The sequence below is a fragment of the Roseivivax isoporae LMG 25204 genome (genome assembly GCF_000521865.1).
GTDB classification, from domain to species: domain Bacteria; phylum Pseudomonadota; class Alphaproteobacteria; order Rhodobacterales; family Rhodobacteraceae; genus Roseivivax; species Roseivivax isoporae.
Map to the genome: position 1 here is coordinate 14,080 of NZ_JAME01000007.1, position 25,782 is coordinate 39,861.

Annotated in this window: 10 protein-coding genes; 8 read left to right on the forward strand and 2 right to left on the reverse strand. The window is 68.7% G+C overall.

The annotated features are described in order from the left end of the window. The first annotated feature begins 85 nt into the window (after nt 1–85). From RISW2_RS06025 to RISW2_RS06055, 7 genes are all read left to right on the forward strand, one after another. Nucleotides 86–1,264 carry a D-alanyl-D-alanine carboxypeptidase family protein gene (locus RISW2_RS06025; RefSeq protein ID WP_043768010.1) on the forward strand — a complete coding sequence of 393 codons (1,179 nt, stop codon included), beginning with the start codon at nt 86–88 and terminating at the stop codon, nt 1,262–1,264. Then, nucleotides 1,264–1,902, forward strand: coding sequence for a dTMP kinase (gene tmk / locus RISW2_RS06030; protein ID WP_043768011.1), 639 nt, complete (start codon nt 1,264–1,266; stop codon nt 1,900–1,902). The genes RISW2_RS06025 and tmk overlap by 1 nt, the downstream gene beginning before the upstream one ends. Further along, nucleotides 1,902–3,038, forward strand: a complete 1,137-nt coding sequence (locus RISW2_RS06035) for a DNA polymerase III subunit delta' (RefSeq protein ID WP_043768012.1) — start codon at nt 1,902–1,904, stop codon at nt 3,036–3,038. The genes tmk and RISW2_RS06035 overlap by 1 nt, the downstream gene beginning before the upstream one ends. A gap of 99 nt (nt 3,039–3,137) precedes the next feature. Beyond that, complete coding sequence (locus tag RISW2_RS06040) at nt 3,138–3,941, forward strand: TatD family hydrolase (RefSeq protein ID WP_211238675.1); 804 nt, start codon at nt 3,138–3,140, stop codon at nt 3,939–3,941. After that, complete coding sequence (locus RISW2_RS06045) at nt 3,938–4,738, forward strand: MBL fold metallo-hydrolase (RefSeq protein ID WP_043768013.1); 801 nt, start codon at nt 3,938–3,940, stop codon at nt 4,736–4,738. Before RISW2_RS06040 ends, RISW2_RS06045 begins: the two co-directional genes overlap by 4 nt. Before the next feature lie 19 nt (nt 4,739–4,757). Next, complete coding sequence (locus tag RISW2_RS06050) at nt 4,758–5,687, forward strand: AEC family transporter (RefSeq protein WP_043768014.1); 930 nt, start codon at nt 4,758–4,760, stop codon at nt 5,685–5,687. 149 nt (nt 5,688–5,836) lie between these two features. After that, nucleotides 5,837–6,310: a hemerythrin domain-containing protein gene (locus tag RISW2_RS06055; protein ID WP_043768015.1), complete on the forward strand. Its 474-nt coding sequence runs from the start codon at nt 5,837–5,839 to the stop codon at nt 6,308–6,310. 98 nt (nt 6,311–6,408) lie between these two features. Here the strand turns inward: RISW2_RS06055 and RISW2_RS06060 are convergent, their stop codons facing one another. Beyond that, entirely contained in the window at nt 6,409–7,326 is a 918-nt protein-coding gene (locus RISW2_RS06060; protein WP_084615271.1) for a formate/nitrite transporter family protein, read from the reverse strand. A 194-nt stretch (nt 7,327–7,520) separates the two neighbouring features. Here RISW2_RS06060 and glgB point away from each other — a divergent pair, with 194 nt between their 5' ends. Beyond that, complete coding sequence (glgB, locus tag RISW2_RS06065; protein WP_043768018.1) at nt 7,521–9,713, forward strand: 1,4-alpha-glucan branching protein GlgB; 2,193 nt, start codon at nt 7,521–7,523, stop codon at nt 9,711–9,713. An 85-nt stretch (nt 9,714–9,798) separates the two neighbouring features. Here glgB and RISW2_RS06070 read toward each other — a convergent pair whose 3' ends face one another. Next, complete coding sequence (locus RISW2_RS06070; protein WP_043768022.1) at nt 9,799–25,389, reverse strand: carbohydrate-binding protein; 15,591 nt, start codon at nt 25,387–25,389, stop codon at nt 9,799–9,801. Between the last annotated feature and the right edge of the window lie 393 nt (nt 25,390–25,782).

Genomic DNA, 25,782 nt, shown 5'->3' on the forward strand with positions numbered 1-25,782 from the left:
CCGTGACGCTGCGGGGGCTTTGACGACCGGGCGCGGATCTGCAAGTCCGCGCCCGTAATCCTTCGAGCGACCCGAGGAGCTGCCGATGATCCCCTTCCTGCGTTCCTGCCTCGCCGGGCTGGCCGCGAGTGCCCTGCTCGCCCTGCTCGCCCTGCCCGCCGCTGCCTTCGACACGAGCGCCAGCGCCGCCTTCGTGCTCGACCAGAAGACCGGCACCGTGCTTCTGGCCAAGAATGCCGACGAGGCGCTGCCGCCGGCGTCGATGTCCAAGCTCATGACGCTCTACATGGCCTTCGAGGCGATCGAGGAAGGCCGGCTGTCGCTCGACGAACGGCTGCCGGTGTCGAGCCACGCCGCGAGCTACGGGGGATCGACCATGTTCCTCGACACCACCGACCGGGTGCGCGTCGAGGACCTGCTGCGCGGCATCGTTGTGCTGTCGGGCAACGACGCCTGCGTCGTGCTCGCAGAGGCGCTGAGCCCGAACGGCACGGAGGCGGGCTTTGCCGAGCTGATGACGCGGCGGGCGCAGCAGATGGGGCTCACGAACTCGGTTTTCAAGAACTCGAACGGCTGGCCCGCCGAGGGGCACGTGATGTCCATGCGGGACCTCGCGCTGCTCGCGAACAGGCTGATCCTCGACTACCCCGAATACTATCCGATGTTCGCGGAGCAGCGGTTCGAGTTCGACGGCCGCGCGCCCGCAAACGTCAGCAACCGCAACCCGCTCCTCGGGCTCGGGATCGGTGCGGACGGGCTCAAGACCGGGCACACGCAGGAAGCGGGCTACGGGCTCGTGGGTTCGGCCAAGCAGGGCGACCGGCGCGTGATCTTCGCGCTGACCGGCATGGATTCGACCCGCGTGCGCGCCGAGGAGAGCGAGTCGATCGTCAACTGGGCCTTCCGCCAGTTCGCCGAGAAGACCATCACCACCGCCGGCCAGCGCGTGGCGACCGCCGATGTCTGGCTCGGCGCCACCGAACAGGTGGGTCTGGTCGCGCAGGAGGACCTGACGCTGCTCGTGCCGGTCCTGACCGGCGCGCCGCTCGAGGCGGAGGTGGTCTATACCGGCCCGCTCGAGGCGCCCATCGCGCAAGGCCAGCAGCTGGCAGAGCTCATCATCCGCCCCGAGGGCCTGCCCGAGCACCGCGTGCCGCTCGTGGCCGAGAACGCCGTGCAGGGGGCGGGCTTCGTTAACCGGGTGATGACGGTTGCGGGGGTACTGCTGCGGAGGTTCGGGACGAGTCCGCAGGAAGTCATGTGATGGGAACTGCCAGACGCTACGGTGCCTTCCTCACGTTCGAGGGCATCGACGGAAGCGGCAAGTCGACGCAGTCGCGCCGGCTGGCCGAGGTGCTGCGCCAGGACGGGCACGACGTCGTCCTGACCCGTGAACCGGGCGGCAGCCCGGGGGCGGAGGAGATACGGTCGCTGCTTCTGCACGGCGCGCCGGACCGCTGGTCGGCCGAGACCGAGCTCCTGATGTTCACCGCGGCCCGGCGCGACCACGTGGAACGCACGATCCAGCCCGCGCTCGACGCGGGCAAGGTGGTGATCTGCGACCGCTTCGTGGACAGCACCCGCGCCTACCAGGGCATCACCCGCGGCGACCTGCGCGCCAAGGTCGACACCCTGCACGCGCTGATGATCGGCCTCGAGCCCGACCTGACCTTCCTCATCGACATGAACCCGGGCGTCGCGCATGCGCGCGCCACGAAGCGTGTGGGCGCCGAGGCGCGGTTCGAGAATTTCGGCATCGAGCTGCACGCGACCCTGCGCGCGGGTTTCCTCAACCTCGCGCACCGCTCGCGCCGGTTCCGCGTGATCGACGGCAACAAGTCCGAGGACGAGGTGTCCGGCAACATCGTCGGAATCGCGCGGAAGTTTCTCAAGGAATCCTGATGGCCGAGGTCGAGCTGCCCGAACCGGACCGCGTCGAGGGCGCACCGCACCCGCGCGAGACGCGCGCGCTCGTCGGGCAGGCCGCGGCAGAGGCCGCGTTCCTGAACGCCTGGGCGACGGGGCGGATGCACCACGGCTGGATGCTGACCGGGCCGCAGGGCGTGGGCAAGGCGACGCTCGCCTGGCGGATCGCGCGGTTCCTCGTGGCGACACCGCCGCCCGCGGACGACGACGGCCTCTTCGGCGCGCCCGAGCCGCCCGCGACGCTCGACATCAGCGAGGACCACCCGGTGGCCCGGCGCAGCCGCGCGCTGTCGGAACCGGGCATCCTGCTGTTGCGCCGGGGCGCCAACGACCGGGGCGACCGGCTCGCCGCCGAGATCCGCGTGCAGGACGTGCGCGACCTCAAGCGACGCATGACGATGTCCGCCGCCGATGGCGGGCGCCGCGCGATCATCGTCGACGCGGCCGACGACATGAACGTGAACGCGGCGAACGCGCTCCTCAAGCTGCTGGAGGAGCCGCCGGCGAACACGGTCCTGCTGCTCGTCTGCCACCAGCCCGCGCGGCTCCTGCCGACCATCCGCTCGCGCTGCCGCGAGCTGCGGCTTTCCCCCCTCGGGCCCGACGACATGGCGCGTGCGCTCGGCGGCGCGGGCGCCGACATCGATCCCGCCCGCACCGACGCGCTGGCCGAGCTCTCGGCGGGATCGGTGGGCGCGGCGCTGCGGCTTCTGAACCTCGACGGGCTCGCGCTCTATGCCGAGTTCATGGACATCCTCGGCGGCATGCCCGACCTCGACCGCCCGCGCGCCCTGCGGCTGGCGGAAGCGGTGTCGGCGCGGGGCCGCGAGGCGCATTTCGACCTCCTCCTCGCGCTCGCGGATCTCGCGCTCGCGCGCCTCGCGCGCACCGGCGTCACCGGCGCGCCGCCCGATCGCGCCGCCCTGCCCGACGAGAAGCGCACGCTGAGCCGGCTCGCCCCCGACCTGCGGGCGGGCCGCGCCTGGGCCGAGGTCGCGCAGGTGACGGCCGAGCGCGCGCGACACGGCCGCGCGGTGAACGTCGACCCCGCGAGCCTCGTCTTCGACATGATGGGACACCTGCGCGACACCGCCGCCGCCGTCCTGCGCTGAGGCGCGCGGGCGCGCGCGGCGCGCCGCCTTGACCCTCCCCGCACGATGCTGGATACCCGGGTCGCGCACGCCCCCTCAGAGAGCGGAGAGATCGCACCCTTGGCCGACACCCGCATCACCGACAGCCACTGCCACCTCGACTTTCCCGACTTCGACGGCCGGCAGGCAGAGATCGTCGCGCGCGCGGGCGAGGCCGGCGTGCACCGCATGGTCACCATCTGCACCCGGCTCCGGAGCGAGCCCGCGGTGCGCGCCATCGCCGAGGCGCACGCGCCGGTCTTCTACGCCGCGGGCACCCATCCCATGAGCGCCGCCGAGGAGCCGATGGCCAGCGTCGCGGACCTCGTGGCGCTCGCGCGGCACCCGAAATTCGTGGGCATCGGCGAGACCGGGCTCGACTACCACTACACCGCCGACAGCGCCGCGGTGCAGAAGCGCTCGCTCGAGATCCACATCGAGGCGGCGCAGGAAACCGGCCTGCCGCTCATCATCCACGCCCGCGACGCCGACGACGACGTGGCCGCGATCCTGACCGAAGGCTATCGCCGGCAGCCCTATTCCTGCGTCATGCACTGCTTTTCCTCGGGGGCCGAGCTTGCGCGCATCGCGCTCGACCTCGGCTTCTACCTGTCGATGTCGGGCATCGCCGCCTTCCCGCGGTCCGAGAACCTGCGCGAGATCTTCGCGGCCGCCCCGCTCGACCGCGTGCTCGTCGAGACCGACAGCCCCTACCTCGCGCCGCCGCCCCATCGCGGCAAGCGCAACGAGCCGGCCTATACCGCGCACACCGCGCGCGTCGGCGCCGAGGTCTTCGGGCTGAGCTATGCCGACTTCGCCGCCGCGACCGAGGCCAATTTCGAGCGTCTCTTCGCCAAGGCCGCCGCCTGGTCGGAGGCCGCATGACGGGCGAGCTGCGCCTGACCATCCTCGGCTGTGGATCCTCGGGCGGCGTGCCGCGACTCGGCGGGCTCTGGGGCGCGTGCGACCCGCAGAACCCCCGCAACAGCCGCCGGCGCTGTTCGCTGCTGGTCGAGCGCGAGACCGAGGGCGGCGTCACCCGCGCGCTCATCGACACCTCGCCCGACCTGCGCGCGCAGCTGCTCGATGCCGGGATCGGGACGCTCGACGCGGTGCTCTACACCCATGCCCACGCCGACCACGTGCACGGCATCGACGACCTGCGCATGATCGTCTTCAACCGGCGCGAACGCCTCGCGGTCTGGGCCGACGGCCCGACGCAGGACAGCCTCTATTCGCGCTTCGGCTACGCCTTCGTGCAACCCGAGGGCAGCCCCTATCCGCCGATCCTCGACATGCACACGATCGACGGCCCGGTGACCGTGGACGGCGCCGGCGGCCCCATCCGGCTGACGCCGTTCCGGGTCCATCACGGCAGCATCGACGCGCTCGGGTTCCGCATCAAGGACGTGGCCTATGTCCCCGATGTCGTTCAGATTCCGGATGAAGCCTGGAAGCATCTCGAGGGCCTCGACTGCTGGATCCTCGACGCGCTCCGGCGCGATCCGCACCCCACGCATACCCATCTCGCGCAGTCGCTCGACTGGATCGCGCGGATGGCGCCGGCGCACGCGGTGCTGACCAACATGCACATCGACCTCGACTACGACGCGGTCGCCGCCGAGACGCCGGACAACGTCGTGCCGGCCTATGACGGGATGGTGCTGAGATACCCGCTGTGACCGCCCGCGCGGCCCCGCCATGCAGTCGCTGATCGAGGTCATCCTGCCGGTCTTCCTGCTGATCGGCGCGGGCTACGCCGCGGTCTGGCGCGGGCTCTTCGCCGACAGCGCGGTCGACGGGCTCATGGTCTTCACCCAGCAATTCGCGATCCCCTGCCTGCTCTTCCGCGCGATCTGGACGCTCGACATCGGGCAGAGCTTCCACCCGGCGCTCCTCCTGTCGTTCTACGCCGGCTCGGCCAGCTGCTTTGCCGCCGGGCTTCTCGCGGCGCGCGTCGTCTTCGGGCGCGACTGGGAGGACGCGGTCGCCATCGGCTTCTGCTGCCTTTTCGCGAACTCGCTGCTGCTCGGCATCCCGATCACCGAACGCGCCTACGGCCCGGACGCGCTCGAGGCGAACTACGCCATCATCGCGATGCACGCCCCCTTCTGTTACGGCCTCGGCATCACCGCGATGGAGATCGTCCGTGCCCGCGGCGCGCGCCTCACCTCCCTGCCGGGCAAGGTCGTGGGGGCGATGTTCCGCAACGCGCTGGTGATCGGGATCGCCTTCGGCGCGGTGTTCAACCTCTTCGGGCTGGGCCTGCCCGGCCCGGTGACGGACGCGCTCGACATGATGATCCGCACCGCCCTGCCCGCCGCGCTGTTCGGCCTTGGCGGGGTGCTCTACCGCTACCGTCCCGAGGGCGACCTGCGGATCGTGGGCTTCGTCTGCGCGGTCACGCTGCTCCTGCACCCGGCGATCACCTGGTCGCTCGGGCGCTCGCTGGCGCTCAGCACGGTCGATCTGCGCTCGGCGGTGGTGACGGCAGCCATGGCGCCGGGCGTGAACGCCTACGTCTTCGCCAACATGTACGGCCGTGCCCGCCGCGTCGCGGCGTCCTCGGTGCTGCTGGCGACGGCGCTCTCCATCGTCACCGCGTGGTTCTGGCTCTCGGTCCTGCCCTGAGGCGCGCGCGCCGGGAACCCGGCGCACCGGTCGCGCCTTGTGCTCTGGGGCACCCCCGACAGCCGACCGTCCCGCCCGCGCGCGGTGGTCCGCCCGCGGGCGTCCCGGCTCCTCGGGCGACCGACCACAAGGGTGAAAGGAAAGCTTACATGTCCATCTACGACGCCATCCGCGCCGACCACGCACGCCACCGCGAGCTCCTCGCCACGATCGCAGATACCGAAGGGGCGAGCGAGGCGCGCAAGGACGCCTGGTCCGAGTTCTTCCGCGACGTGAAGAGCCACGCCGCAGCCGAGGAGGAGACGTTCTATTCCAAGCTCATGTCGAAAACCTGGGGACAGGACGCCGCGCGCCACTCGGTCGAGGAGCACGCGCAGATGGACGACATGATGGAGGAGCTGCACGGGATGGACATGTCGAGCCCCGAATGGCTCAAGACCTTCAACAAGCTGCGCGACGAGTACGAGCACCACATGGAGGAGGAGGAGGACGAGGTCTTCGGCCGCGCCCGCGAGGTCATCCCCGAGGAAGAGATCGAGGGCTACGGCGAACGCTTCCGCGCGCGCAAGGAGCGCGAGCTCGACCTCGTCGAGGCCAAGCGCGAGGACCAGCTCGAGGATTGACGCCTCCGCGGGTCCCCGACGGGCCCGCGTCGCCCAAAGGAAAGCCCGGACCGGTCTCCCCGGTCCGGGCTTTCTTCATGCCGCGAGGCGGCGGCGCGTCAGACGCTGCGCCCGCCCCCCGCGCCGCGCTCGGCGGCATGGGCGCGCAGGCCCTCCTCGGTCGGCGAGGCGCGCGCGGGCCCGATTTCGGCCGCCACCTGCCCGTAGGCCAGGAGCGCGAAGAGGCCCGTACCGCCCAGCACGTTGCCGGCAAAGCTCGGCAGGATGAGCCCGAGCCACGCCTTGCCCGCGCCGATCTCGCCGCTCATCCACAGCAGGAACGCCTCGTGCGAGCCCGCGACCACGTGGGTGAAGTCGCCCATGGCGATCAGGTAGGTGAACAGAAAGATCACGAAGATCTCGAAGCCCTCGGACGAGGGCAGCATCCAGACGATCGCCGCGATGAAGAAGCCCGCCGGCACCCCGTACTTGAAAGCTTCGGCCGCGCTGTTCTCGGCGAAGTGGCGGCCCACCTCCTTCATGCCCTCGACATATTCGGGGCCGACCGTGCCCCCGTGCACCGTCAAGAGCGCGACGAAGGCCGTTCCGAGAAGATTCGCCGCGAAGACCACCGCCCAGAGGCGCGCGGCGCATCCGAAGGTCGTGAGCGACTTCTCCTTCAGCACCGGCAGGACCACGGTGATGGTGTTCTCCGTGAAGAGCTGCAGCCGCCCGAGGATCACCAGGATGAACCCGACCGTGTAGCCCATGTTCTCGATCGCGCCCCGGTAGGGATGGTCGAGGAAGGTCTGGTGCAGGATGCCCTCGGACAGGACCGAGGCCGAGATGCCGATGCCCGCGGCGATGCCCGACCACCAGAGCGACCAGAGCGGGCGCAGGATTTCCTCCCGCCCCTCCTGGCTCACCACCTCGTAGACGGCGCGGGGAGACAGGCTGCGGTGGCGGTCGATCTGCTGGACTTCCTTGTCCGAATACCCGGACTTCTCCGGCTCGGCGTCCTCGGGACGTTCGGTCATGCGGTGTGATCCTCGTACACTGCCTGCGCCGTGAAGGGTCCGACCCGCGCGCAGGTTTACATGCAGCAACGTCGATCATGCCGCCGCGGTTCCGGCGCGGAGCCGCCCGCCGACGCGGCAGCGCGGTCGGCTCCGCGCGGTCGCGGCAGGTGCCGGCTATTGAACCACGGGCGCGCGCGCCTAAGCTGTCGGGCATGGCACAGAACCCCGACGTCCCCCCGCTCGAGCTCCTGAAACGCGTTGCCGACGGCACCTGCGACGATCCCTTCGCGGCCCTCGGACCGCACTGGTCGGGATCGGGCCGCACGGTCACGGCCTTCGATCCGGGCGCCGCGCGCCTCGCCGCGGTGATCGGCACCGACGAGTTCCCGCTCGACCCGGTCAAGGGCGCGCCGGGCGTCTTTCGCGGGCCGGTCCCCGGGGACGCGCCCTACGGCCTGCGCGGCCGCTCGGCCAGGGGACAGAGCTGGGACGCCGAGGACCCCTACCGCTTCGGCCCCGTGCTGGGCGAGATGGACGAGCACCTCCTCGGCGAGGGCACGCACCAGCGGCTCTGGCAGGTGCTCGGCGCCCACGTCATGACCCACGAGGGCGTCTGGGGCACGCATTTCGCGGTCTGGGCGCCGAACGCGCGGCGCGTTTCGGTCGTGGGCGAGTTCAACCAGTGGGACGGGCGGCGCCACGTGATGCGCCGGCGCGGCGCCACCGGCGTGTGGGAACTGTTCGTGCCGGGCCGGGGCGAAGGCACCGTCTACAAGTACGAGATCATCGGCGCCCACGGCGCACCGCTGCCGCTCAAGTCCGACCCGGTGGGCTTCGGCTCGCAACATCCGCCGGAGAACGCGAGCGTGGTGCGCGACATCTCGGGCTATGGCTGGTCGGACGAGGGCTGGATGCAGGCGCGCGCCGAGCGCAACGCCCGCACGGCGCCGATCTCGGTCTACGAGGTCCACCTCGGCAGCTGGACGCGCAAGGCCGACAACCGCCGCATCTCGTATGTCGAGGCCGCGACCGAGCTCGTCGACTACGTGCGCGACATGGGCTTCACCCATATCGAGTTCCTGCCGCTCTCGGAATTCCCGTTCGACGGGTCGTGGGGCTACCAGCCGGTGGGCCTCTTCGCGCCCACCATCCGGCACGGGCCCCCGCACGAGTTCCGCGACCTCGTGAACGCGGCGCACAAGGCGGGGATCGGCATCCTGCTCGACTGGGTGCCCGGGCACTTCCCTTCCGATCCGCACGGGCTCGGGCAGTTCGACGGCACCGCGCTCTACGAACATGCCGATCCGCGCGAGGGGTTCCACCAGGACTGGAACACGCTCATCTACAATTACGGGCGGCGCGAGGTGATGAACTACCTGACGGCCAACGCGCTCTACTGGCTCGAGGAATACCATGCCGACGGGCTGCGCGTGGATGCCGTCGCCTCGATGCTCTACCGCGACTATTCGCGCCGCGAGGGCGAGTGGGTTCCGAACAAGGACGGCGGGCGCGAGAACTACGAGGCCATCGCCATGCTGCAGGCCATGAACACGCAGACCTACGGCGCGTGCCCGGGGATCATGACCGTGGCCGAGGAATCCACCTCCTATCCGAAGGTGTCGCGGCCGATCTGGGACGGCGGGCTCGGCTTCGGGTTCAAGTGGAACATGGGCTGGATGAACGACACGCTCGAATACATCAAGAAGGACCCGATCCACCGCAAGCACCACCATCACCAGATGACGTTCGGGCTGCACTACGCGTTCTCGGAGAACTTCATCCTGCCGATCAGCCACGACGAGGTGGTGCACGGCAAGGGCTCGATGCTGACGCGGATGCCGGGCGACGACTGGGAGCGCTTCGCAAACCTGCGCGCCTATTACGGCTTCATGTGGGGCCATCCGGGCAAGAAGCTCCTGTTCATGGGACAGGAATTCGCGCAGACGCACGAGTGGAACTTCGAGACGTCGCTCGACTGGGACATGGCGGCGCGTCCGTCGCATGCGGGCGTGCGGGCGCTGGTGCGCGACCTGAACCACCTCTACCGCGACACGCCCGCGCTCCACGCGAAGGATGCCGAACCCGACGGCTTCCAGTGGATCGAGGCGAACGACGCCGCGCGCTCGGTCTTCGCCTGGATCCGGCGCGGCGCGCCGGGCGATCCCGAGGTCGTGGTCGCCGTGAACTTCACCCCCGTCACCCAGGACGCCTACCGCCTGGGCTTCCCGTCCGCGGGCCGCTGGCGCGAGGCCCTGAACAGCGACGCCGAGATCTACGGCGGCGGCGGGCGCGGCAACATGGGCGCGGTCACCGCGGGCGACACCCCCTCGCACGGCCAGCCGGCTTCGGCCTCCGTGGTCCTGCCCCCCCTCGGCGCGGTCTTCTGGATCAAGGAAACGGACTGACGCGCGGCACTGCAGGGGCAGCACCGCGCGTCGGAAGCGCCTTTCGGAACGGGGCGCGCGGCAATACCGCGCGCCCCGTCCGTTGTCAGAGCAGGCCCGTGTCGTCGTAGAGCAGGCCCTCGTTCAGGCCGACCCAGCCCACGACCTCGCTCGTGTGGCCGATTTCGGCCTCGCGCGACTGTTCCTCCTCGATGAACACCGACGCCTGACTGTCCGTAAGCCCGGCGAGGCGGACGGTCGCCGGATCGGTCCCGTCCTCGGTCTGCATGTCGGCAAGGAAGACGAAGGAGTCCTCGAAGGTCTTGCCGAACGGGATCGTGCTGGTGCTCTGGGTGACGCTGTTGCCCGTCAGCCCGGACGCCGCCCCGACCGCGGCCGATCCGCCCGACGAGACCGCGACCCAGTGCAGGGCCTCGGACCCGTGCGGAAGCGTCTCGATCTCATCGTTGTCGAGCGCCACGCCGAAGCCCGTCGTGGTCACGCCGTCGATCCGGTCGACCACCGCGCCGTTGCCGTTGTCGGAGGCCACCTGCGCCAGCACCACCGGCGCCGCGGCGAAGTTCTGGCCGAAAGCGATGGTCGACAGGCTGTCACTGGCTGTGCCCGCACCCGCGGCGATCGTCAGGCCGCTGATCTGGTGACTGCCCTGTTCGACCGCCAGCCAGCCCACGGTGGCGCTGCCATGGCTGCCGTCGAGGTAGTCCCACTCGTCCAGCTGGTACTCGAAGCCGGTGTCGGTGACGTTGCGCACCCGCATGACGCCGGGGGCCGCGTCGCCGGAGAGGATCGGCCCCATGACGACGGACGGGTTGTCCAGCGCCTGGTCGAAGGTGACCGAGTTCCAAGAGCCCGCATTTGCCTGGGTGAACGTCACGCTGCCGGCCTGGCCGACTGCGTCCTGCACCGGGTCCTCCACCTCGGAGAGCGTGAACGACCGCATGTCCAGCACGTAGCCGTTGTCCGCGAGCGTTCCGTCGAAGGTGAAGCGCAGCGTCTGCTCCCCCGCCGCGAGCGCGATCTGCTGCGTCCCGGTCGAGGAGAAGGCGGTTCCGCCGAACGAGTTGTTCACCGCGGTATTGGCATCCTCCAGCGTGAACTGGGTGAGCGGCGTGCCGTCCTCGAGCGAGACCGTGATCGTCGCGCCCGGGGTCGGTGCCTTCGCCACGAGGCTCAGGTCGTAGGTCCCGGCCTCGGCCACGTCGATCGTGTACTCCACCCATTCGCCCGGCAGCACGTGGCCGATATCGCCCTCCGCTCCGACGGTCTCGACATCCGTGCCAGGCCGGGCGGCGGAGCCGCCGTCCTTGCCGGGATTGTCGTTCCAGGAGACGCCCTGCCCGCCCGTGTCGAAGTTGGTGGCATCGACCGTGAGCGTGCCGTCGAGAACCGGGGCGTCCGGCCCGGGGAACGGGTTCTGCACCGGCGTGACGACCGGGACGTCTTCGACAGTCAGGCTGAAGGTCTCGGAAACCGAGAGCGTGCCGTCGCTGGCCGTGACCGTCACGTCATAGGACGTGTCGCCCGTCACCAGCGGAGCGGTGCCGCTGATCGTGCCGTCCGAGCCGATCGTGAGCCCCGCCAGGCCGCTGACCGTGTAGCTCAGCGCGTCGCCGTCCGGATCGTCGAAGGCGTCCGAGACATCGAGCGCGATGGCCTGGCCCTCGGTCACCACGACCGGCGCGATGTCCGACGCGGTCGGTGCCTGGTTGACCGGTGCCTGCTGGGTCAGCGTGAAGGACCGGAAGTCCTGGCTGCCGCCCGCAAAGGTCACCCGCACCACCTGTTCGCCGGCCTCGAGCTCGATGCCGTCGGCCGAACGCGCCACGAAGTTCGACCACGTCCCGGTCGAGGGGTTCGCGATTGCGCCGGTCGTGGCATAGGGCGTGTCGGCCCCCTGGGCGTAGAACTCCACCGTGGCGCTGCGCGCGCCGGTGCCGCCGAAGGCCAGGAGCAGGTCGAGGTCGTAGAGCCCCGCCTCCGCCACGTCGATGGTGTACTCGTACCAGTCGCCGTTCTCGATCCAGCCTATATCGCCGGACGAGGTCTGCTCGACGTCGCCATCGTCCCGCCCGCCGTTCGAGCCGCCCGTCAGGCCCGGCGCATCGTTGTACGCCTCGCCCTGCCCGCCCGTGTCGTAGTTCGACGCGTCGACGGTCAGCGACCCGTCGGCGAAGACCGGCGCGTCTGGTCCCGGGAACGGCTGCTGGTCGGGCTGCTCGCCCTGGAGGCCGCCGCCGGGATTCGCCGCCGACTGGTAGATGGTGATGGCGTTCAGCGCGGCATTGTCGATGCCGTCCGCGCCCAGGCTCTCGAGCGTGACCGTGAACGACCCGCCCGAAACCTGCACCAGCGCCTCGATCTCTACCGGCGTATCGCCGTTGCCGCCGGCCGCCGCGAAGGGATCGATGTTGTTCGCGACCTCGACGCCGTCGATGTCGATGTCGAACTGTCGCTGGCCGGCGCTGTTCCAGTAGGTCTCCTGGGTGTGCAGCACCACCACGTACTCCCCGTCGACCAGGCCCGAGACCTCGACCGTCCAGCTCGTGCCGTCGCGGTAGGACTGGAAGGCGCCCGGCAGCGCGTTCGCGCCGTTGGGGTTGCCCGCCCCGTCCAGACCAGGCGCCCGCGTCGCCCCGTCGCCCGCATAGGCGATAAGGGGATCGTCGTCGGCGCGCAGCGCGACACCGCCGAGGCCCTGCTGGCTCGCCACCGCGGCACCACCGACGTTGAAGCCCACCACGTAACCGCCACGATCGAGCCCTCCGCCGGTATCCGGCGTCTCGTCCGGATCGAAGAAGCTCGCCAGACCGTCATTGTCCACGTCGCTCTCGAGCGCGTCGATCACGCCGTTGCCGTTCGCATCCTCCGCCCCGGTCGGGTCATAGGCCGCGACGTTGCGGATGATGAACATGTGGTCGTTGTAGTCGTAGTTGCCGGCGCCCGGGTAGTCCTGGATCGCGATCAGCGTCCCGGGAATGTCCTGGCCGTTCGCATCCTTCGCTTGGAAGAACCGGATGAGGTGGCCGGCATCGTCGCCGACGAGCTGCCCGAACTGCGGATCGACCCGGTTGATCTCGGGGTCGGTCCACGAGGCATAGGTGGGCCGGCCGTCGACCGTCACCTTCAGCCCGAACGGACCCGACGGATCGAAGGACGCCCGCGCAACGCCGCCTGTATCGCCGGGTCCGGTGACGAGCCCGTCGGGAAGGACGGTCTGGCCCTGCTGGTCGTCGGCCGCGAAGAGCTCGGTCAGTTCCGCGCTTTCGAGACCGTGAAGGCTCAGTCGCGCGACGTTGGTCTGCTGCAGGAACGCCGCAAGCTGGATCACCTCGACGGGCTGGCTGCCGTCAAGGGCGGTCAGGTAGGGCGCGATCACCTCGTCGCCCACCGCCTCGACCTGCCCGCCGTTGGCCAGCTGGCCCTGGGCCATGTCGGTGGAGTAGCCGAACGCCTGAACCACTTGCGCGACGGTCGGTTCCTCCCCGCTCTCCGACTGGAGCTGGGCGAGACCGGCAAGCGCGATGGTCCGCGCCGCGCTGCCCTCCGGCGTGACCACGAGGCGCGCGTCGTCGTGCAGCACCGCCGCGTTGTCGTCCACGCCATCCGCACCGGTGAAGGCGACGGTGACCTGGATGGACTGGCCCGCACCGATCGTGAAGGCGCCCGAGGGCCCCGAAATGATCTCGAATGCACCGGCATCCGCGCCCTCGATGGTCAGCGCGGCCACGTCGAGCGCCGCGATCCCGTCGTTCGAGAGCGTGAAGGTTGCCTCGTTGCGGAAGGTCTGCGTCAGGCCCCCCACGTTGTTCGGGTTCTCGATGTTCGTGAACACGAGCCGATCGTCCGCCGCCGCGTCGTCGAGCCCCGAGACCGCGAGCACGCCGCCGAAACCCACGGGCGTCACGCCCTCGATGACGAACATGTTGTCGTTGTAGTCGTAGTTGATGCCCGTGTAGTCCATGATCCCCAGGAACGTGTTCTCGATCACGTTTCCGTCCTGGTCGACCGCCTGGAACATGCGCACCGTGTAGCCGTCCGTGACCCCCTCGCCGTCCGGCCCGGTGACGACGCCGCCGGTGACGGTGTAGCCCGGGTAGCGGGCATCGAGCTCGGCTTGCGTGACGGTTCCGCTGCCCGACGGGTTGAGCCGCGGATCGGTCGACAGCCCCGCCATGGAGATGCCGAAGATGTCCGAGCCGAGCCAGCCGTCGGGAATGGTGCCCCCGTCGAAGGTGGACGAGGCGAAGCTGCCGTTACCGAGGAGCGGGAACAGCGTCTGGTTCTGGTCTCCCGCGTGGTTGCTGAAGGTGATCCCCTGGCCCTTGTTGCCCGGGTTGTGGATGCCGAGCGTCGCGCCCGACGGCCCGTGGAACGCGGCGATCTGCGTGAGGCGCGCCTCGTCCACACCTTCCGCGAGGCGCCAGTACGGCGACAGCACCTCGGTCTCGTCGACCGGCAGGTAGAGGTCGTAGAAGTCGAGCTCGTCGCTCTCTCCCCCGCCCTGGAAGGTCAGGCCCTCGATCGTGTTGCCGAAGCCGAAGAGCTGCCACACCTCGTTGACGTTGGGCTCCCATCCGCCCTCGTCGCGCGCCTGCCAGAAGCCGGCGAGGTCGACGGAGACGATCGGATCCTCCGCGTCGTTGGTGGTCAGCGTCAGCTCGCCGAACCGCACCCCGTTCTGCCCGTTGCCGGGCTTGGGCTGGATCTCGGTCGCGTCGAACAGGACGGTGACATCGATCGACTGGCCGGCCGCAAGCGTCAGCCCGTCGAAGACCGTCGGATCCGCGAGATCGTAGGGTCCGGTGATCTCGGCCGCTGCGAACTCCAGCGCCTCGGTCCCGGTGTTCGAGATCCGGACCGTCGCACTGTCCTTGTAGGCCCTGTCGCCATTCGACGGATCGGAGACGTTCGGATCCTGCAGGAACGAGAAATGCAGACGGTCGGACAGGAACACGGGGTCGAGGCTCTGGATCGCGATGTCCGCGTTCGGGTTGCCGTCAGGGCTGACCGCGAAGGACGCGTCGGCGGAGGCGATGTTGGCCGCGTCGTCGACGACCGTCAGCACCGCGTCGACCGTGCCGAGCACGATGCCGACATCCGCGGTGAACTGGCCGTTTCCGTCGAGCGTCACGGTCTGCGGCGCGCCGCCGTTGAAGGCGACCTGCAGCGTCTCGATGTCGTCGTCGAGCCCGGTGACCTGGAACAGCACGGCCTGTGCATCGGTCTGGTCGAGCACGGTCAGCGCGAGGTCGTCGCCCTCGTCCGCGTCGAGGTCGAGCGGCTCGGACAGCGGCGCGGAGGTGATGCGCAGGTAGTCGATGTTGGGGCTTGCCGAACCGGTCGCCGTCAGCGTCAGCGTGTGCACCCCGGGCGCCAGGTCAAGCTCCACGATGGCCGGCGTCCAGATGGTCTCGTCCTCGTTCGAGTTGGCCGGGAAACCCACGACCTGCGCCGGCGTGCCATCGACGGACAGCTGCATCGGCCGGTCGGCCTTGCTCGTCGCGAGCGCATAGAGGAAGTCGACGCGGTAGCTGCCAGCCTGGCTGACCTCGACCGTCCAGGTGATCGAGACCTGCCCGTCGCCGTCGAAGTCGACGAAGGCGCCGCCGCTTTGCCCGCGGTTGTCCTCGGCCGTGGTCACGAGGTCCGTCGCGCCGGTGAGCGCCGCGTTCTCGGCCTCGTAGATCGTGAACGGCACGCCACCCACGGTTTCGGTTCCGTCGTTCGGCACACCGCTCGCATCGAGCGTGAAGCTCGCCGTCTCGGTCGCCGTGTTCGTGCCGTCCGAGACGGTCAGCGTGGCGGTCACCGCACCCGTCAGCGCCGACAGGTCGGCGGTGAAGGCACCGTTGCCCGTGGGCGTCGCCGTCACCGTGGTCGTCCCGTCGTCGAAGATGACGCCGAGGTCCACGAGGTCGGCATCCGCTCCGCTGATGGTGAACACCGCGTTCGCGGGATCGCTCAGGTCCGTCGCCACGAGATCGAGGTCGCCGCCCGCATCCGCAGTGCCGTCGGCCACGTCGAGCGGCGTGATGGTCACGCTGTCGATGTTGGGCGCGTTGGGTCCGGTCTGGCTGATGACGACGGTGTTGGCTCCCGCCGCCATGGTCAGCACCACGTCGTAGGACTGCCAGGTCAGGAAGCTGCCCGTGTTGACGGTGACCGTCTCGCTGTCGCCGTTCGCGCCGAAGGTGATGGACCGCGCCTGCTGCGCCGCCATCCGGAAGCTGAACGTGTAGGTGCCCGCGGCCGGGGCGTTGAAGGCGAAGGACGCCTTGTCCTCGGGCCCGCCGTTCGGGTCGAGATAGGCCACGCCGTCATAGCCGTCGTTGAGGCCGTCCACCGGGTCGATGTCGTAGGTCTGTCCGGCCTCATGGGTCGAGGGGAGGTTGACGTTGCGGATGACCGTCGCATCCGTGCCGGTGAGCGTGCTGAGCACGGTGAAGGCCGTGGCGTCGAGGAACACGCTGCCGCCGGTCTCGCCGATCGTCGCCTGCGCGCTCGCCGTGGCGGTGAAGCCGCTGTCGTCCTCGACGGTGAGCGTGGCCGAAACCGGCCCGCTCAGCGCCGACAGGTCGACCGCGTAGGTGCCGTTGCCGGTCGCCGCCGCTGTCACCGTGGTGGTTCCGTCGGTGAAGCTGACCGAGAGCGAGACGAGGTCGCTGTCCGCTCCGGTGATCGTGAAGGCCGCGTTCTCGGGATCGGCCACGGCGATGGCGAGCGCCAGGTCGTTGCCCTCGTCCGCGGTGGTGTCGACCACCACGCCGCCCGGCGCCGGGTTCAGCAGGACAATCCGGCTTTCGCCCGTGCCGCGGTTCAGCGTCATCATGTAGAGTTGGCCGGTCAGAGGGTTCTCGATGATGTCGAGCGGGTCGATGTACTCGTCGATCACGTCGCCGCCCGGACGCCGCAGCACGTCGTCACCGGTGACGCGGCCGGTGACCGGGTCGACGTTGATGACGCGGACGTTGTCGCCCACCGAGAACTGCGCGAACAGGATCGCGCCCTTGAGGTTCGAGCCGAACAGGTTGCCCGTATATTCGGTCGCACCGTTCGGCGACTTGTTGAAGCCGAGCGAATAGGATCCGTCGGCATCGTAGTCCTCGTCCCGCACCACGCCCGGGGCATATTCGTTGCCGCCGTCGGGCGTGTTGGCGCTGTTGTCCGAGCCGTAGATGTTCTGCGGGCCTCCGGCGCCGCCGTTCACCACGTAATGGCCCAGCAGCGAGTTGGGATGGCCGTAATAGCCGCCCTCCTGCACCTGGAAGAGGTAGTCGTACTGCTTGTCGAGGCCCGTCACGGATTCATTGATCGGCGTGTTCGGATCATCGAGCGTGTTGCCCCCCCGCGCCGTGCCGTTCGTCGGCACGTAGAGGTTGCCGTTCGAGTGCCACACGAGGTCGTAGGCGTTGCGGATGCCTTCGCCGAAGATCTTGAGCACCGCGTCCGAGGCGAAGGGATTGTAGAAATTGTCGACCGTGCCATCCGCGTTGAAGGTCGCGTTGGGATCGCGGTAGGTCGGCGCGTTCTGCCCGGCTTCGTAGGGTTCGGTCTGCACGTCGAAGCCGCCATCGGGCGCATCGCGCCGCGGGTCGATCTCGAGCGCCGCGGCGTTCAGCAGCCGCTCGGGACGGAAGCCCCATGCATTGTCGGGTCGCCCTGCCGCGGAGTTCGAGCCCTGCATGACATAGAGCAGGTACTCCGGGTCACTCTCGGTGCCGATGTTGCGGAACTCGAGGCTGTTCGTCACGTGGTCGCCGCCCGATCGCGGCAGGCCGGTGATGTAGGTCTCGGCGCTCGCGCCCTCGAAGGAACCGCCCGCACCGAGCGTGATCTTCGACACCTGCCCCGAGAACTCGGGCGTCTCGTCCGCCTTGCCCTCGCGCGGGACCGGGGCGTTGTCGCTGACCCAGATGGTGTTCGGGTCCTCGGGATCGAAGGCAAGCCCGATGATCGACCGGCCGGTATCCTGGAAGTAGTCGAGGCTCAGCGTCTCCTGCGACGCCTTGTCGAGCGTGCCGTCGGCATTGATGTCCCAGCGATGGATCTCGCCCATGATGGTCGAGACATAGAGCCTGCCGTCCGGACCGATATCGATCGACGTGTAGGCGGCGCCGCCGTCGGCAAAGCCGTCGAGCACAACGGTATCGGTGAAGGCCACCTCGCGGGCGACCACCTCCGGCGCCTCGCCGGTCACGAAGGACGTGGAATAGTCCTGGAACTGCCGGAGCGGCAGGTCCGAGTCCGTCAGGTTGCCAAGGTCGAGCACGTCCTGGATGTCGAGCGTGTAGCTCGTGAACTCCTTGAGATCCTGGAGCGGCCGGATCGTCAGCGAATCCGCCCCGCCGGTGACCTGCACATTGATCGCCACTTCCTCGCCCGTCAGCGTCTCGTAGAGCCGCACGCCGTCCACGTAGGCCACGTTGGGCCCACGGTGGTCGATGGCCTGGAGGTCGACGCCCACCACGATGCTGGAGGTCGGATCGATATCGAGCGGCACCGTGCCGTCCGCACCGATCTCGATCGACACCTGTCCATCATCGGTCGAGGCCGCGACCGCGCTCACGAACTTCGAATAGTCGAGATCCGCAGACCGGCCGTCATCCGGCGTGAGGTCGGGCACCCGCTCGATGTCGAGCCACTGGATCTCGACGTTGTCGCCGCCGATGCCGTCGAGGGTCAGCCGGCCGTCCGTCACCTCGACCATGCCGGTGTAGAGGTGCGAACGGTATCCCTCGCCGTCGAAGGAGTCGTTGTAGGCGCCGCCCACGAGTTTCTCGCCGTCGAGGTTCACCGGGTCCCATGCGGGACCGAACTGCTGGCCCTCGACGTTCAGGACGTAGCGCGAGTCGTACTGCCCGGCGGTGTCGCCGACGGCGACGCTGACCTGGTAGACGCCGTCCTCGAGCGCGATTTCCCATGCGCGTTCCCGGTCGCCGTCAGGCGCGCCCGGATAGTCGAAATGGGCATAGGTCTTCTGCAGGTCGGACGCCTCGTCCGCCGCGTTCTTGTAACGCATGGACCCCGTGGGCTGCGCCAGCGGCGTGCCGGTCACGGTGCCGTTCGCGTCGTCCACGTCGACCCACCCGTAGGTGAAGCCGTTGCCGCGGTCTCCGAAGGCAGCGCCGGTGTCGGCCTCGAAGCCCTCGGGCGTGGTGTAGCCCGCGGGTGCGTTGAAGCTGCCATTGCCCGAGGTCGGCGCCTCGAAGTTGACCTTCACGACCTCCTCGAACGTCTGCGCGTCGGCGGGTTCGCCCGTGCCCTCCTCGAGGGTGAAGGTGATCTGGTCGATGTTGGGCCCGTTCGCCACGCCCCCATTGGCTTCGGTCGGGATGGTCAGGGCGACGGTGTTGGTGCCCGCCACCAGTTCGAGGGTGACATCGAGGTCGGTCCAGCCTTCCCAGCCGGTCAGTTCCGCCGTCGGGGCAGTGGTCGGCACGAAGGCCACGTTGGTTGGCGCCGCGCCGTTCAGCGAAAGCTCCAGCGGGCGCACGTCCTCGCTGCCGTTCGCGTAGCGGATGGTCGCGGTGTAGGTGCCGGCGACCGGGACGTCGATGCTGAAGGTGATCGTGTCGCCCGGGTCGGTGCCGAAATCGATGTAGGCGTCATCCACCGCGCCTTCGCGGAAATTGTCGAAGGCATCGGGGTTCTGCGCGTTGACCTCCCGCGTCACGTTCGACCCGGTGGCGTTCGGCGCGCCGGCGTCGGCGACGGTCACCTGCGTCTCGTCCTCGGCCTGAACCACGATCGGATCGACCGTGACCGCGCCGCCGATGGCGAAGGACAGCGAGCTTTCCGCCTCGTTGCCTGCCGCATCGGTGACGATGATGGTCGCGGTCTGCGGACCGGCCGCGAGGCCCGAGCCGTCCACCACGAAGTCGCCGTCGCTGTCGACGATGCCGGTCACGTCCTGGCGCGTCGCGCCGCCGTCGAAGCTGATCTCGAACGTCACGATGTCGTCGTCGACACCGCTGACATTGAAGTTGATCGAGGCCGCCTGCGTCGGCGTGAGCGTACCGGTGTCGCCGTCCAGCGTCAGCGGCAGTCCGTCGGCGTCCGCGCTGTCGTCGACCGGGATCGGTCCGGTGCCCGCCTCGGTGATCTCGATGCGGTCGATGTTCGGACCCGAGGTGAGGCCCGCGGGGATGGCGAGCGAGACCGTGTTGCTGCCGGCCTCGAGCGTCACGGTGACGGTCGAGTAGAGCCAGATGTCAAATCCGTCCGCCGGCCCCGACGGCCCGTCCGGATCGGTCGACACGAACGGCATCGTGGTCGCCGTGCCGCCGTTCACGCTCAGGTCGAGCGGCCGATCGGTGCTGCTGGCGTAGCGGACGTTCAGGTCGTAGCTGCCCGCGGCGGGCACGTCCACGGTGACCGTGAACGTATCGCCCGCATCGTTGCCGAAATCGAGGTAGCCCGTCCCGGTGAAGTCCGGCCGGAGACCGGTCTCGAGAGCCGGGTTGCTCTCGATGTTGTCGGGGTCCCGAACCTGCGTCGAATTCTGGTCGGGTGCCTGCGCCAGCGTGATCGAGGTGAGCGTTTCGTCTTCGGCCTGGATCACGAAGGGCGTGAAGGGATCGGGCGCACCGATCGTCACGATGAACGAGACGGAGTCCGAGTCTGCCGTGCCGTCGGTGGCCACGACGGTGACCTCGTAGCTGCCGGCAGGCGCGGATGCGGGCACGTTCAGCGTGGTGCCGTCGGCCGCGACCGCAAAGCCCGCGGCAAGCGCCGCCTCGCCCGAGATGGCGTAGGTCACCGCGTCGCCCGCGTCCTCGTCAGTGGCGGCCAGAGCCGCGAGGTCGATGCTCGCGCCGGCATTGGCCGCGACGCTGACATCCGGAAGCGTCGCGTCCTCGGGCAGGACCGGCGCGTCGTTCGCGTCGGCCACGGTCACGACCACCTCGCCCGTGGTCTGCGTGCTGCCGTCGTCGGCGGTCACCGTTACGGTGACCTCCGCGCCCTCCTCGAAGTTCAGGGCGGTTCCGTCGACCAGTTTCAGCTCGTTGCCGTTCACCACCTCGAAACGCGGGTCGGAAACCGTGAAGGTCACCGCACCGGCGTCGTCCGGGGCGGACAGCGTTCCGATGATCGCGCCCTCCGTGTTCTCGGCCACTGCCGCCTGCTGGTCGAGGCTCGGCGCGCCGGGCGCCTCGTCGACATCGGTGATCGTGACGGTCAGCGTCGTGACCGAAGTGCCGCCCAGTGCGTCGGTCGCGGTCACCGCGACCTCCACCGAAGAGCCGTCGGTCTCGAAATCGAAGGCGGCGCCGGCCTTGAGCCGGAGCGTGTCACCCACCACCTCGAACGGCGACGCCGGATCGACCGAGTAGATGATCGCGGAATCGTCGCCGTCCGGGTCGGTCGCGGACAGGATGCCGATGGCCACGTCCTCGGCGTTCTCTGCCACGCTGGCCTGAGACAGGCTCACTTCGCCCGGCGCCACGTTCGGCGTCTCGATCCGGGTAAAGGTGAAGCGGTCGGTCCGCAGCAGCTCGCCGTTGGCAAGGCCCGAAAGGGTCAGGATCGTGCCCTGCGAGACGTAGACCGGCACGTCGAAGGCGACGGTCTTGAGGTTGCCGGCCTGCCCGGCATTGCCGCGGGTCCCGCCGGTGTCGAAGGTGCCGCCGGCGTCGAAGGCCGCGTTCTCGGCCAGCACGGTGTCCCCGACACTGAGCGAGAAGGTCGCGCTGCCATCGGTTTCGTCGTAGCGGGTCATCGTGACGGTGTACCAGCCCTCGACGAGGCCGTTCTGCGACAGGTCGGTGGTGATCGAGGACGGCGTGCCCTCGACGCCTGCGCGCAGGATCTGGTCGTTCGATGCCCCGGCTTGACCCGAGACGAGGAAGTTCTGCGCCTCCCCGAGGCCGGTGAAGTCTTCGGCCTCGACGGTGACCACGTCACCGATCTGCGGCCCGTCGACGCTGAGCAGGATGGTCAGCGTGTCGGACAGTCCCGCGAGATCGGTGGCGCGGATGACAACCTCGTAGTCGCCAGGCTGCGTCGGCGTGCCGACGATCACGCCCTCGTCGTTGACCGTCAGCCCTTCGGGCAGGTTCTCGGCGGTGAGCGTCAGCACGTCTCCCTGTGCGGCGTCGGGATCGACGAAGAACTGCGCAAAGTCCGCAAGCTCGATCCCTGCCATCATCTCGCCGGCGGAGACCATGTAAGGCTCGAGCGCGGGGTCGGTCGAAACCGGCGCGTCGTTTGCCCAATCGACGGTCAGCGTGAAGCTGTCGCTCGTGGTGTCGGTGCCGTCGCTCGCTGTCACCGTCACGGTGAACGTGCCTGGGACCGCGGGCGCGGGCCCGGTCAGAACGCCGTTCACGATGGCGAGGCCCTCGACGTCGACCGGCACGCCGTCCGCGTCGGTCACGGCCAGCGTGTAGCTCAGCGCATCGCCGTCATCGTCGACAAACGGCAGGTCGACCTCGAGCGGCGCGCCCTCGAGCACAGCGAAGTCGGCCATGCCACCGCCCACCACGCGCGGCGCCACGTTGCCATCAGCCTCGTCCTCGAAGAGCGAGATGTTCGAGAACGTGACCTCGCCCAGGCCGTTGCCGGGAGCGTCGTCGTCGGCGACGAAGACGAGCGACTGGATCGTCTTGCCCGCATGGGCCGAAAGGTCGATGACGAACGTGCGGCTGCCGTCCGCGTTCTCGGTTCCCGCCTGCTGCGACTGCACGAAGTATGCCTGCGGCTGTGTGCCGCCCAGCTGGTAGACATCCATCGCACGGTCGAAGGGCCGGTCGTCCGCGTCGATGCCGATGGCGACGATCTCGGGCGGAAGCGTGCCAAGTGCAAAGGTCACCTCGAGGCGGGTGTCCTCGGTGATCGTGTAGGCCCCCGAGAGCGGCGCGCGTTTCCACAGGTTGCCCGACAGCGTCAGGGAGGCGCCGTCGTCGCCGACGATGGCACCCGCCCCGCCGTCCGCCGGCTTGTCCTGATTGGTCGTGTAGGAGACGAGCGAGCCCGCGTCGAACACGACGACACCCGGATCGACGTTGTCCGAGGTGTCGTCGGACACCGTGACGGTGACGTCCTGCGTGACGGACAGCCCGCCTGCGTCAGTGGCCGTGACCGTCAGCGTGACGCTCGGTTCCGTCTCGAAGTCCAGCGCCACACCGTCCACGAGCTTGAGCGTGCCGTCCGCGACCTCGAAGCGCTCGTCACTGACCGTGAAGCTGTGCGTCGCGTCGTCGTCGCTGACGTTCAGCGTTCCGATGACCGCGCCGGCCGCGTTCTCGTCGACACTCGGGGTGTCGAGCGTGATGGCCTCGGGCGCAGCGTTCAGCAGCGTCACGGTGACCTGGTCGAGGTTCGGGCCGTTGGTGATCGTGTTGGCAAGCCGGAGCGTGTTCACACCGGCTTCGAGCACCATCTCGACCGACAGCTCGCCCCAGCTGCTCCACCCTCCGGTGCCGACGAAATTCAGTGTCTCTGTCTGTCCATTCGCGGTCAGGAGCATCGGGCGGTCGGGGACCGTCGGCGAACCGATCGCGTAGCGGAACGTGATGGCGTAGGTGCCGGCGGAAGGCACCTCGACCGCGACCTCGATCGCGTCGCCGACATTGCCCCCCATGTCCATGTAGCCGGTGCCGTTGAAGTCGTTCCAGAGCTCGTCCGCGCCCTTGCCGTCGGTCGTGTTGCCCTCGGTGTTCTGCGCGTCGCGGACCTGCGTCAGGTTCGCGTTGTTCGTGCCACCGGCGGTGTCGTCGTCGATGGTGACCGGACCGTTCCGCGTTTCGAGCTGAATGGTGGTGCTGAAGGCGCCGGGCGCCTCGACCGTCACGGTGACAGCCACCGGCGCGGAGAACAGCGCGCCGTCGGAGGCCACGATCTCGAGCGCCAGTTCGCCGGGCTCGAGGTTCCCGGGAATGACGAGGTTGCCGTCCCCATCGATCTCGACGCCTGCGGGCGCCGCCCCGCCGCCGGCCAGCCGGACGGCAAGGGTCGTCGGGTCATCCTCGGGATCGGTAACGGTCAGGGCCGCAAGCGACACCAGGCCACCGCCGCTCGGCACGCTTACGGGGCCGACGCCGCCCGTGATCTCGGGCGCATCGTTGGGATCGACCGTGACCGTCACGGCCTGCTCCACGACGTTTCCGGCCGCATCGGTCGCGCTGACCACGACCTCGTAGGCCGCCTGCACGGCCGCATCCGCGGGCGAAACGAGCGACAGCGCGCCGGATGCCGGATCGACGGTGAAGGCGGCTGCATCCGCCCCGCCCACGATGGCGAAGGTGACGGGTCCCGGCGCGTCGTCGCCGTCGGTGGTGTCGTCATCCACATCCGTGGCGACGACGAAACCGGCGGCCGTCTCGCCATCCTCGACCGTCAGCGCCCCGACGGTGGTGAAACGCGGTCCGAAGTCCGGCTGCTCGCCCGGCGCGGTGATCACCATCGCATCGATGTTCGGACCAAGGCCGTCGAAAAGCGCCATGGACAGCGTGTTCTCACCTTCGACAAGGGTCACAACGACGCTGGTGACTCCCCAATCGTCGAACGGATCCCCGCCCCCCACGGCCGTTCCGGCGAAACTGACCACCTGCTCCGTTCCTGCGCCATCGGTCAGGGTCGCGAAGCGCACGCCACTCGACGCATAGCGCAGGTGCAACTCGAACGTCCCCGCGACCGGCGAGGTGAACGTGTAGGTCGCACTTTCGCCGCCATTGTTAGAGCCGCCGAAATCGAGGTAGCCCGACCCGCTGTAATCGGGCCGAAGGTTGAAGACGTCGTTGTTGGTACCGCTCGTGCCTTCGTTCGCCGCGTTGGTCTGCGTCAGGACGCGCGTCGCTGCCCCTGACGTGACCGCCGACTCGCCCTGGATCACGATGGGCGTGAAAGGATCGGCCGCGGCTTCGGTCACCGTCACGCTGACCGCCTGCGTCGTGGTCAGCTCACCGTCACTGGCGATGATCTCGACGGCGTAGGTGTTGGTGCCCGCCTCGTCGAAGGCCGGTGCCGAGACAAAACTCAGCTCGCCCGCGGACGTGATGGTGAAGAGCGCGGCGTCCGTGCCGCCCAGCGTGTAGGCCACCGTATCGGCGTCGGCGTCGGACGCCACAATGCTCCCGACCGCGGTCTCGTTCTCCTCGACCGCGAAAACGGCCGGGACATCATCGAAGGTGGGCGCGGTGTTCGCAGGCGGGAAGACCGCGGCTTCGCCCTGCGAAGTGACAATGAGTGCGTCGATGTTCGGGCCAAAATTGCTTCCTGCGATGGCCAGCGCGAGGGAGTTCTCCCCCGCGTCGAGCGAGATCGTCAGGGTCTTGACCACCCAGTTCGCAAAGCCCGTGCTCGCGAAGGACTCGGAGCTGACCTGCTCCGCGCCGTTCACGAGGATATCGAGCGGCCGCGCCTGTGATCCGTTCGCGTAGCGGATGTGCAGGTCGTAGGTCCCGGCTTCCGGCACGGTCAGCGTCCAGTTCAGGACTTCGTCGGAGTCCGCTTCGTAATCGAGATAGCCGGTGCCACTATATCCGGACCGCAATCCATATGCATCGAGAGGATCGCCGTTACCGGTCGTGCCATTCGAGGTGCCCTCTGCAATTCCGTCGACTGTGCCATCTGACAGGTCATCGAGCGCGGCGCCTTGCGTGCGGGCGAAGCTTTCGCCACCGGCGGAGATAATTGCGTTTTCGCCCTGCAGAATGATTTGATCGATCGGGTCCATGAAGACACTCCGTTGTATTATCTCAATAAATATCCTGCTCCGGCACGCGGTCGCGCCGAATTGAAGCCGGACAATTCATAACTGTTGGCGCCGTGAAAGACGGCGAGACACGGCCCCGATCAGGGCCGATAGGTTTTATGGTGAATTAGGTTTGGCAGCCTATTTTCATGCCACCCCCCGATGGCGTTCGATATTTTCAGCTTAGACAGCGGAAAACGATTTCATCAAGAGGAAATGAATTCCGGACAGAAGGTCAAATCTTTCACTTCATGGTTGTAGTGATAAAATATAACCGCAACTCGGGAAGTATAATTGCAATCGCAGAGGCATCTATTTCCCAAGTTTACACCCCCTGTGGATTGAATCGGCTCGACACAATCCCGACCAACTTAC